This window comes from Pseudonocardia sp. Cha107L01 (assembly GCF_052566575.1).
Window position 1 is genome coordinate 223,079 of sequence record NZ_CP199579.1, and the last position, 11,216, is coordinate 234,294.

The window sequence follows — 11,216 nt, forward strand, 5'->3', positions numbered from 1 at the left end:
TGGGCTGCGTCAGCCGCTGGGCTTCGTCAGGCGCTGGGCTGCGTCAGGCGCTGGGCTTCGTCAGGTGAAGATCAACGCAACCTCAGCAGGGTTTGATCATGATCAGGACCCGACCACGGTTGAACTCGGCGGCCGAACCCGGCGTGGCCGTGTCGTGGCGAGCTGATCTCGAGGTCAGTCCGAGGCGCTGAAGCCGGCCGCCTCCGCGTCCGCGACGGTTCGGAACCACACCTGTGCCGCGGTGCGGGCGAAGTACGGCGAGTCGTCGGTGTAGTACCGCCGCACCGCGAGGTTGACCTTCACCCGGTAGTCCGGTGTCGGCGCGGAGCCGTCCGGCAACGAGTGCGCGGCGCCGGGGAACGGCGGCGGCTCGGGCTCGAAGAGCGACACCGGTTCCGGGCCGGTCCCGGACTCAGGCACGGGCTCCGACTCAGGCACGGGCTCCCGGTCCGGACCGGGCGTGGAATCGGACTCGCGAGCTGACTCGGACTCCAGCCATGACTCCGGCTCGGGCGTGGACTCCGGCCTGCGCCCGCCGTCCGGCTCCGGCGCTCCGTCCGGCTCCGGCGCTGCGTCCGGCTCCGACGCTGCCTCCGGCTCCGGCGCTCCGTCCGGCTCCCACGCTGCCTCCGGCTCCGACGCTCCGTCCGGCTCCGGCGCTGCCTCCGATTCAAGTGCCGCGGGCGGCTCTGCCTCTGCCGCGGGCATCGACTCGGGCTCGGGCACCGGCGTGAACCCGCGCTCCGGGTCGGTGTCCAACGCGCGCTCGGACTCTGGCGTGGAATCGGACTCTGGCTCGGGCTCGGACTCAGACCCCGGCTCGGGCTCGGGCTCGGGCTCGGGCTCGAAGAGCGGTACCGGCGCGGGCACCGGGGAGGTTCGGGTGGCTGCAGCCTCCTCGGATGCGGCGTGGTCGTCGGGTGCAGCTGCGTCGGGTTCGGCTGGGGCGGGTTCGGCTGGGGCGGGTTCGGCTGGGGCGGTCTGCTTCGTGACCCCGACGGCTTCAGCGGTCTCGGTGCCCTCGCCGTGCGCCTCAGCGGCCTCGACGGCCCCGGTGGACTCGCCGGGCGGTCCGGCACCTTCGCCTGCTCCAGTGGGCCCGGTGGCCGTCTCAGCGTCCGGTCCGGTGCTCTCAGCACTGTGCGTGCCATCGGCGGTGGCGGTCGCCTCGGCGGCCCCGGACGCGGCGGGTTCTGTCTGTGCCGGCGTTGCGGTGCCCGGCCGCCGCGCCGGTGGGCCCGCCGACCCGGGAAGGCTGGTCACGAAGCGGCCGGAATCCAGTGCGGCGAGCGCGGAGTCGGAACCGGTTCCGCCGAGCCACGACGGCCGCGCCGTGTCGGGCTCGGGTTGGCGCTCGCCTTCCCCATCCGCGGCGGGCTGGGTGCCGGCCGCGCTGACCGGATCAGTGCCCGATCCGCTGCCCGGCTCGCTACCCGCGGCAGTGCCCGATCCGGTGCCCCGCTCGCGACCCGCGGCAGTACCCGGTTCGCTACCCGTGGCAGTGCCCGCGCTACCCGCGACAGTGCCCGGTTCTCTGCTCGGCTCGCTACCCGCGGCAGTACCCGGTTCTCTACTCGGTTCGGTGTCCGCCTCAATGCCCGGTTCGGTGCCGGTCTCAACGGCCGACCCGATCGGCTCGGGGCCTGGCCCGGTGGCCGTCTCGGCCCCCGACCCGCTGCCCACCACTGCGTTCGGTGCGCCACTCGCGCCAGCGCTCGGCTCGCCGGCCCCCGACTCCTCAGGCACCGACTCCTCAGGCACCGACTCGTCAGGCACGGACTCGTCAGGCACGGACTCGTCAGACACCGACTCGTCGGCGCTTGGCGAGGCGGCAACCGCCGGCGTGGGCTCCGAGGGAGGCACGACCGTGGAGCGGTCGGCCAGGACCGCCGGGTCATCCGCCGTGCCCTCGGCCGCCGCGCCGCCGGTCGACGCCACCGCCGATTCCGCGGCCGATTCCACCGCCGATTCCTCAGCCGATTCCGCCGCCGCCGACCCCTCGGGGGCCCCGTGCCCGTGCGGAAGGTCGCTCTGCTCCGGGGTCTGCTCCGGTGAGCTCGATTCGGCTGGGGCCGACGTCGCCGCGCCCGGCTCGGCCGGCACCGATCCCGCACCGGCCGGCTGGTCCTGAGCGGCTCCGGCGGGCGGTTGCGGGACCAGTTTCAGTGCCCGCTCCGACGGCGGCCCAGCGTGCTGCTCCGACGTCGGCGCCGACTCAGCGGAGCTCGCCGGTTCAGCAAGTGATACCGGTTCAGCGGGTGATCCCGACTCGGCCGCCGGGGCCGGGTCTACCGGCGAGGCCGCGCCGGGGGAAGGGGTCGACCCGCGGGCGGGCGGGGAGGCCGGCGCGGCGACCTGATCCCGGCGGGTCGAGATGCCGCGCACCAGCAGCCAGATCACCGCCACCACGACCACCACGACGACGGCCACGATCACCGCCGGCAGGACTGCGCCACCCGCCAAGACCGCTGCCATCGCCCTGTCCTCCTCCGCACCCGCTACGCGGCGCCCGACGTCCGCCCCACGTCAACGGTGCCGATCGGCACGATCCACGCACGATAATCACAGAAAGATCGTCAACAGGCCACGACTGTGCGGCCAACCGCACCGACCCGTTTGGGGGCAGTCCGGAGCAGTTCCGCCGAAAAAGCACCACCGACCAGGAGAAATCCCCCACAACCCGCGCGACAGGACCGCCACCGTTATGTTCGGATAGGGCCGTGCCGGATGCATCGGGGCCTTATCCAGTCGAGCCGGGTATCACGCCCGGGCTCAGTTCGAACCGGTTGACCAGCCTGGATGGCCGCGGCGGCACCGCGCCTCACCCCGCTGCGCCGAACGCCACCGGGCCGAACGCCACCGGGCCGAACGCCACCGGGGTGGATGGCCGGGGCGTCGCCCTCGGGGTGGCCGCCTACGCCGTGTGGGGCCTGTTCCCGGCGTTCTGGGGCCTGCTCGAGCCTGCCAGCGCGGTGGAGATCCTGGCCCAGCGGATCGCCTGGACGATGGTGCTGATGACGGTCGTGCTGACCGTCCTGCGGAGTTGGCGGCTGCTGCGCGCACTGTCCGCCCGGGGCTGGTTGATGGCCGGCGCGGCGGCGGTGGCGATCGCGGTGAACTGGGGCCTGTTCATCTACGGCGTCGGCATCCACCACGTCGTGGAGATCTCGCTCGGCTACTTCATGAGCCCGCTGCTGAGCGTGCTGCTCGGGGTGCTGGTGCTGCACGAGCGGCTGCGCACCTGGCAGTGGGTCGCGCTCGGCATCGCCTCGGTGGCGGTGGTCATGCTGAGCGTGCAGAACGGCCGGCCACCGTGGCTGGCGCTCGCGCTGGCCACCTCGTTCGGCATCTACGGGCTGCTCAAGAAGACGATCCCGCTGCCGGCGACGGCCAGCCTCACCGCCGAGGCACTGGTGCTCGGCCCGATCGCCACCGGCTATCTGATCTGGCTGGGCAGCACCGGCCATGCCTCGTTCGGGCACGGCGCACTGCACACCGCGCTGCTGATCGCCGGCGGTCCGGTCACCGCGATCCCCCTGCTGCTGTTCGGCGCGGCGGCCCGCCGCATCCCGCTGGCCACCGTCGGCACCCTGATGTACCTGACGCCGAGCCTGCAGTTCCTCTGGGGCGTACTGGTCAACGGCGAACCGATGCCGGCTGGTGAGCTCGCCTGCTTCGCCCTGGTGTGGGTCGCGCTGGCGATCTTCACCGTGGACCTGTGGCGCAACCGGGGTGGGACCGCGGCGGTCGAAGGCGAACCGCTCAGCCGGTCCGGTCCACCACGAACACGGTGAGCGAGGCCAGCGCGTCCCGTGCCGAGCAGTCGGGTAGCGCGGACAGCTCGTCGCGGGCCTGGGTGGCCTGCTTCCGCAGCATGTCGCGGGACCGCTCCAGCCCGTCGCTGGCCCGCAGCAGCTCCAGCGCCTCGGTCACCAAGCCGTCGTCGGTGATCGGGGCGGCAAGCAGCGCACGCAGCCGCTCGGCGCCGGGGCCGCTCTGCTGGGCCGCATAGAGCATCGGCAGGGTGGCCACGCCCTCCCGCAGGTCGGTGCCCGGGGTCTTGCCCGAGTCCTCCGGCGGCGAGGCAATGTCGATCACGTCGTCGGACACCTGGAACGAGGTGCCGATGATCTCGCCGAACCGGCGCAGCGCGGCGACCTGCTCCGGTGGGCAGCCGGCGAACATGGCCCCGTACCGGGCGGCGGTGGCGATCAGCGAACCGGTCTTCTCGGCCACCACGGTGAGGTAGTGCTGGACCCGGTCCTCGCCGGCACGCGGGCCCCTGGTCTCCCGCATCTGACCGGTGACCAGCTCGGCGAAGGTGTCCGCGATGATCCGCACCGCGTCCGGGCCGAGGTCGGCCACCAGCCGCGAGGCGTGCGCGAACAGGTAGTCGCCGGTGAGGATGGCGACCGAGTTGTCCCAGCGGGCGTTGGCGCTCGGGGCACCGCGCCGCATGGTGGCCGAGTCCATCACGTCGTCGTGGTACAGCGTCGCCAGGTGGATCAGCTCCACCACGGCGGCCGCGATCACCACGTCCGGCGAGTCAGCCCTGGGCCCGATCTGGCCGGCGAGCAGGGTGAACAGCGGCCGGAACCGCTTCCCCCCGGCCTCCATCAGGTGCAACGCCGTCTCCGTGACGAAGTCGTACTGGCCGCTCACCTCCCGGCGTAGCAGCTCCTCGACGCGGACCAGTCCGCTGTCGACCACCTCGGCCAGGTTGGGGTCGAGGAACTCGACCCCGGCCACTCGATTAGCTCCGCTCGACCCGTGCACACCCGTCAGCTTACGAAGGGGCCGCCACTGGCCCACGACAAGGCCAACGAAGGGGCTACCCCGAGCAGCAGAGTGATCAGTACGCCCAGCGTGATGGCGGCCGTGGTGAACGCCCCGGGCACCGTCACGGTGGGGCCGTCGGCGGCCGGTTCACTGAAGTACATCAGCACGATCACCCGCAGGTAGAAGAACGCGGCCACCGCGCTGGCGATCAGCGCGATCACCACCAGCGGCGCCATACCGTCCGCGATCGCGGCTGAGAATACCGCGAACTTTCCGGTGAATCCGCTGGTCAGCGGGATGCCGGCGAGGGCGAGCAGCAGGAACGCCATCACCCCGGCGGTGATCGGTGAACGTTTGGCCAGCCCGGCCCACTGGGACAGGTGGGTGGCCTCGCCGTTGCCGTCGCGCACCAGGCTGACGACGCCGAACGCGGCCAGCGTGGTGAAGCCGTAGGTGAGCAGGTAGAACATCGTGCCGGACAGGCCCTGCGCGGTGATCGACATCGCACCGATCAGGAGGAACCCGGCGTGCGCCACCGAGGAGTAGGCGATCATCCGCTTGACGTCGGTCTGGGTGAGACCGATCACAGCGCCGATCACCATCGAGACGATGGCCACCGCCCACAGCACCCCGCGCCACTCCCACCGGGTGTCCCCGAAGGCGACCGAGAGCACCCGCAGGATGGCACCGAACGCCGCGACCTTGGTGGCCGCCGACATGAACGCGGTGACCGGCGTCGGAGCACCCTGGTAGACGTCCGGGGTCCAGGTGTGGAACGGGCCGACGGAGGCCTTGAACAGCAGGCCGATGATCAGCAGTGCCAGCCCGCCGAACAGGAGCGTGTCGGAGCGCTGCGAGGCGGCCGACGCGGCCGCGATGTCGGACAGCTTCACCGAGCCGGCGTAGCCGTACAGCAGGGCCAACCCGTAGAGGAAGAACGCCGAGGCGAACGCGCCGAGCAGGAAGTACTTGACCGCCGCCTCCTGGGACAGCAGCCGCCGGCGCCGGGCCATCCCGCTGAGCAGGTACAGCGGCAGGCTCAGCACCTCGAGCGCGACGAACATGGTGAGCAGGTCGTTCGACGCGCAGAAGGTCATCATCCCGCCGAGCGCGAACAGCGTCAGCGGCAGCACCTCGGTCTGCATCCCGGTGCGGCTCGCGGTGATCCGGTCCTGCGGGGTGCCGGCCGGGATCGGCGAGTCGGTGACGAACGCGCCACCCGGCTCCACCGAACGGTCCGAGATGAGCAGCACGCCGCCCAGTCCGAGCGCCAGCAGGGTGCCCCACATGAACAGGGTCGGGCGGTCCACCGCGATCGCGTCGCCCACCGTCTTGATCGGCGCCGCGCCGGAGCTGGCGTAGGCGCCGAGCAGGATGCCGGCCACCACCAGCGCCAGCAGCGTCAGCGAGACCTGCGCGGCCCACCGCTGGTGGCGGGGCAGGAACGCCTCCACCAGCACACCCACGCAGGCCGCGCCGAGGATGACCAGCACCGGGGACAGCGCGAAGTAGGCCACCGACGGCGGCACGATCTGGCCCTGTGCCAGCACCGTTGCCGGGTCGAGCATGATTGCCGGGACCGTCACCGGGCCACCCCTCCAACTGGGTCGGGCAGGCCGACCTCGTGCATGGTCGCCGTCACCGACGGGTTGATCACGTCCAGCACCGGGCCGGGGAAGAAGCCGAGCAGCAGCACGAGCGCGACGAGCGGGGTGAGCACCCCGATCTCGCGCTTGGTGAGGTCGGCGAAGGTGCTCTTCAGCGCGCCGACCGCGGTGTCCGGGTCAGCAACCGAGCCGGGGCCGGTCATCGACGCCAGGACCGCGTCACCGCGCACCGGGCCCTGGAACACCCGTTGGTAGACCCACAGCACGTACAGCGCGGCGAAGATGATGCCGACCGTGGCGATGATCGTGTAGACCGGCTCCCTCGGGAACGAGCCGAGCAGCACCAGGAACTCGCTGACGAACGAGTTGGTGCCGGGCAGGGCCAGTGAGGCGAGGCCGGCCAGCAGGAACACCCCGGCCAGCCCCGGCGTCAGCTTGGCCACCCCGCCGTAGTCGCTGACCAGCCGCGAGTTGCCCCGGGCGATCAGCATGCCGACCACGATGAACAGCAACCCCGTCGTGATGCCGTGGTTGACCATGTACAGCACCGACCCGGCGAACGCCTGGGTGGAGAAGGCGAAGATGCCCAGCGAGATGTAGCCGAAGTGCGCGATCGAGGTGTACGAGACGAACCGCTTCATGTCGTTCTGGCCGACGGCGAGCAGCGCGGCGTAGATGATCCCGACGACCGAGAGCACCAGCACCAGCGGGGCCAGCGTCCTGGACGCCGCCGGGAACAGCGGCAGGCAGTAGCGCAGGAACCCGAAGGTGGCGACCTTGTCGAGCACGCCGACCAGCAGCACGCCGGCCCCGATCGGGGCCTCGGCACCGGCGTCGGGCAGCCAGGTGTGGAACGGCACCAGCGGCGCCTTGATGGCGAACGCGACGAAGAAGCCGAGGAACAGCCAGATCTGCACCGACTCGGGCACGGAGGCGGCAATGGACTGCAGCGCCGTCCAGCTGAACGAGGCGCCGCCGGGCAGCCGCTCCGAGCTCACCACGTAGAGCCCGATCACCGAGGCCAGCATGATCAGACCGCCGAGCAGCGAGTACAGGAAGAACTTCACCGCCGCGTACTGCCGCTTCGGCCCGCCGAAGCGCCCGATCAGGAAGTACATCGGGATCAGCATGGCCTCGAAGAACACGTAGAACAGGAAGACGTCAGTCGCCGCGAAGACCCCGACCAGGGTGGCCTGGGTGGCCAGCAGGAGGCCGTAGAAGCCGGCGGCGGTGCGCCCCTCTGGCAGCTTGTCCGCCCACGAGGAGGCCATCACGATCGGCACCAGCACCGCGATCAGGGCCAGCATGACCAGCGCGATGCCGTCCACGCCGAGGGTGATCCGGGTGCCGAAGCTGGGGATCCAGGACATGTCGAAGACCAGCTGGAACCGCTGGCTGGCGGCGCCGGCCACCGAGTAGGACAGCCAGGTCACCAGGGTGAGCAGCAGCTCGACCACGGCGACACCGAGGGCGAGCGACTTGGCCGCCTTCGCGTTGTCCCGCAGCGAGGCGACGGCCACCGAGCCGACCAGCGGCAGCAGTAGCAGGATGAGCAGGAGCACGCTGTGTGAGTTGTTCACGCCGACCTCACTGAGTCCCGAACCGGACGGCGAGCAGCGCCGCTATGAGCAACACGCCGCCGCCGAGCATGCTCAGCGCGTACGAGCGGACGAAACCGGTCTGCATCCGGCGCATCCGACCCGAGGTACCGCCGAGCAGCGCGGCCATTCCGTTGACGATGCCGTCGACGCCCTTGTTGTCCACGAAGACGAGCGCCCTGGCCAGCCAGGTGCCGGGCCGGGCAACGAGCGCCTCGTTGATGGCGTTCGCGTAGAGATCCCGCCGTGCCGCCTGCACCGGCCAGGCCACCGGCTCCGGCCGCTGCACCGGGGTCGGGCGCCGGCCCACCAGGAGGTAGGCGATCAGCACGCCGAGGCCGGACAGCACCAGGGTGCCGCCCGCCACGGCGCTCTCCGGCAGCGCGCCGCCGTGCTGCTCCTCCAGCTCGCCGAGCGTCGGGGCGAGCCAGCCGGCCAAGGTGTGCGACTGGGTCAGCAGGTAACCGGCGAACACCGAGCCGAACGCCAGGATGATCATCGGAATGGTCATCGAGGCCCCCGACTCGTGCGGGTGGTAGTCGTGGCCGTCCGGCGCCTTCAGCTTCTGCCAGCGCTTCTCGCCGAAGAAGGTCATGAAGACCAGGCGGGTCATGTAGAAGGCGGTGAGCCCGGCGGCCAGCATGGCCAGCCCGCCCATCACCAGGCCGCGCCAGCCGGGTTGCGCGGCCGCCGCCTCGATGATGGCGTCCTTCGAGTAGTAGCCGGACAGGAACGGGAACCCGATCAGCGCCAGGTAGCCGAGCCCGAAGGTGACGAAGGTGATCGGCATGTGCCTGGCGAGCCCGCCGAAGTGACGCATGTCCACGTCGTCGTTCATCGCGTGCATCACCGAACCGGCGCCGAGGAACAGCCCGGCCTTGAAGAAGCCGTGGGTGAGCAGGTGGGCGATGCCCAGCGCATAGCCGGCCGGCCCGAGCCCGACCGCCAGCATCATGTAGCCGATCTGGCTGACCGTCGAGTAGGCCAGCACCTTCTTGATGTCGTCGTAGGCGCAACCGATGATCGCCCCGATCAGCAGCGTGATCGTGCCGATGATGGTGACGATCAACCGACCGTCGGCGCTCACGTCGTAGATCGGGTTGCACCGGGCCACCAGGTAGACGCCGGCGGTGACCATCGTTGCCGCGTGGATCAGCGCGGAGACCGGGGTCGGGCCCTCCATGGCGTCCGGCAACCAGGACTGCAGCGGGAACTGGCCGGACTTACCGCAGGCACCCAGCAGCAGCAGGACGCAGATGGCGAGCACGGTTCCCGGGGAGAGCTCCCCGATCCGGGCGAACACCTCGGTGTACTGCACGGTGCCGAGGTTGGTCCAGAGTAGGAAGATCGCCAGCGCCAGGCCGACGTCGCCGACCCGGTTCATCAGGAAGGCCTTCTTGGCCGCCGTCGCCGCCGAGGGGCGGTCCTGGTAGAAGCCGATCAGCAGGTAGGACGCCAGGCCGACGCCCTCCCAGCCCAGGTAGAGCATCACGAAGTTGTTGCCGATGACCAGGATCAGCATCGCCGTGACGAACAGGTTCAGCTGGGCGAAGAACCGCCGCCGTCCCGGGTCGTGGCTCATGTAGCCGATCGAGTAGATGTGGATCAGCGAGCCGACCCCGGTGATCAGCAGTACGAAGGTCAGCGAGAGCGGGTCGATCCGCAGCCCGAAGTCCACCTGCAGCGCGTTCACCGGGATCCAGCGGTACAGGTTCAGCTCTGAGGTGCGCTGCTCCGGTGCCAGGCCGAGGGTGTGCAGGAAGATCGTGAGGCCGACCGCGAAGGCGGCCACCACGGTCAGGCAGCCCAGCAGGTGGCCCCAGGCGTTGGCGCGACGGCCGGCCAGGAACAGCACCAGGGCGCCGAAGGCCGGCGCCGCGATCAGAAGCCAGGCCAAGCCGGTCACGCCTGTCGCCGCCTCGACCTGCGGGGTGGCCGCAAGGAAGTCGGTACTCATGCCGCCGCCGCGGCTGGGGAGCTGTGCACGGAGTCGACTCCTAGTACTTGAGCAGGTTCGCGTCGTCCACCGAGGCGGACCGACGGGTGCGGAAGATGGACATGATGATGGCCAGCCCGACCACTACCTCAGCGGCGGCGACCACCATCACGAAGAAGGCCATGACCTGGCCGTCGAGCTGACCGTTGATCCTGGCGAAGGTGACCAGGGTCAGGTTCACCGCGTTGAGCATCAGCTCCACGCACATGAACACCACGATCGCGTTGCGGCGCACCAGCACGCCGACCGCGCCGATGGAGAACAGCAGCGCGGACAGGAGTAGGTAGTAGGTCGGGGTCATGAGGCGGTGCCAATCGTGAGCATCGACCGAGCTTGCGAGGGAGGAGCGGAGCGATTGGTCCGCCGGGCTGGCACAGTCATCGGTGGCTCTCCCCGGTGGTGTCGGGATCGCGCCGGCCGCCGGTCAGCGCGTGCGCGTCATGGGTGGGCAGCGGCGGTTCGTCGGCCGGCGCGGACTCGATGATCGCCGAGAGCGACTCCGGCGCGATCGAGCCGTCCGGCAGCAGCGCCGGGGTGGCCACCGAGTTGGCGGTGGCGAAGACACCCGGGCCGGGCAGCGGCGAGATGCGGGCGTGCTCGCCGCGCAGCCGGGCCTCCACGGTGGCCCGCTGGCCCTTCTTCGCGGCGTTGCGGGACTGCGAGAAGGCCAGCAGCATGGCGCCGAGCGCGGCGGTGATCAGCAGCGCCGAGGTCAGCTCGAACGGGAACAGGTACTGGGTGAAGATCAACCGCCCGATGCCGCCGACGTTGCCGCCCGCGCTGGAGTTGGTGCCGGCCAACCCGACCGGCTGCACCGCCTGCAGCGAGTTGGCCAGCGCGCCGACCAGCAGCACCGCGAACGCGAGGCCGAAGAACGTGCCGGCCAGCCGCTGCCCGCGCAGCACCTCGACGACCGAGTCGGAGCTGTCCCGCCCGACCAGCATCAGCACGAACAGGAACAGCATCATCACCGCGCCGGTGTAGACGATGATCTGCACGAAGCCGAGGAACGGCGCCCCCTGGACCATGTACAGGGCGCCCAGGCTGAGCATGGTGACGGCCAGCCACAGCGCGGAGTGCACCGCGTTGCGGGCGAACACCATGCCCAGCGCGCCGGCCAGCGCAACCACGCCGAGCACCCAGAACGCGACAGTCTCGCCGGTGCTGACGGTCGCACTCGGGTCGATCGGCGCGCCGGGCCCCTGGGCCAGCACCGAGCCGACCGCCATCAGCACT

Annotated in this window: 8 protein-coding genes; 1 reads left to right on the forward strand and 7 read right to left on the reverse strand. The window is 70.9% G+C overall.

What is annotated here, in order from left to right; genetic code table 11:
- Positions 1 to 174 precede the first annotated feature (174 nt).
- Positions 175 to 2,475 (reverse strand): sunset domain-containing protein, encoded by a 2,301-nt coding sequence (locus tag ACTXG6_RS01140; RefSeq protein WP_445185882.1) that lies wholly within the window; start codon positions 2,473 to 2,475, stop codon positions 175 to 177.
- 311 nt (positions 2,476 to 2,786) lie between these two features.
- Between ACTXG6_RS01140 and rarD the strand changes: the two genes are divergently transcribed.
- Positions 2,787 to 3,794, forward strand: coding sequence for an EamA family transporter RarD (rarD, locus tag ACTXG6_RS01145; protein ID WP_445185883.1), 1,008 nt, complete (start codon positions 2,787 to 2,789; stop codon positions 3,792 to 3,794).
- Here the strand turns inward: rarD and ACTXG6_RS01150 are convergent.
- The 6 genes from ACTXG6_RS01150 to ACTXG6_RS01175 form a co-directional block, all read right to left on the reverse strand.
- A complete protein-coding gene (locus ACTXG6_RS01150) occupies positions 3,763 to 4,749 on the reverse strand; it encodes a polyprenyl synthetase family protein (RefSeq protein ID WP_445185884.1) in 987 nt (328 codons plus the stop codon). The two genes, rarD and ACTXG6_RS01150, sit on opposite strands and share 32 nt — an antisense overlap.
- Positions 4,750 to 4,781: 32 nt before the next feature.
- A complete protein-coding gene (gene nuoN, locus ACTXG6_RS01155) occupies positions 4,782 to 6,347 on the reverse strand; it encodes an NADH-quinone oxidoreductase subunit NuoN (protein ID WP_445190313.1) in 1,566 nt (521 codons plus the stop codon).
- A gap of 14 nt (positions 6,348 to 6,361) precedes the next feature.
- A complete protein-coding gene (locus tag ACTXG6_RS01160; protein ID WP_445185885.1) occupies positions 6,362 to 7,966 on the reverse strand; it encodes an NADH-quinone oxidoreductase subunit M in 1,605 nt (534 codons plus the stop codon).
- 7 nt (positions 7,967 to 7,973) lie between these two features.
- The gene (nuoL, locus tag ACTXG6_RS01165; RefSeq protein WP_445185886.1) at positions 7,974 to 9,941 is read right to left on the reverse strand and encodes an NADH-quinone oxidoreductase subunit L; all 1,968 of its coding nucleotides are present in this window, start codon (positions 9,939 to 9,941) and stop codon (positions 7,974 to 7,976) included.
- Positions 9,942 to 9,981: 40 nt separating this feature from the next.
- The gene (gene nuoK, locus ACTXG6_RS01170; protein WP_445185887.1) at positions 9,982 to 10,281 is read right to left on the reverse strand and encodes an NADH-quinone oxidoreductase subunit NuoK; all 300 of its coding nucleotides are present in this window, start codon (positions 10,279 to 10,281) and stop codon (positions 9,982 to 9,984) included.
- Positions 10,282 to 10,357: 76 nt separating this feature from the next.
- Positions 10,358 to 11,209 carry an NADH-quinone oxidoreductase subunit J gene (locus ACTXG6_RS01175; protein WP_445190314.1) on the reverse strand — a complete coding sequence of 284 codons (852 nt, stop codon included), beginning with the start codon at positions 11,207 to 11,209 and terminating at the stop codon, positions 10,358 to 10,360.
- Between the last annotated feature and the right edge of the window lie 7 nt (positions 11,210 to 11,216).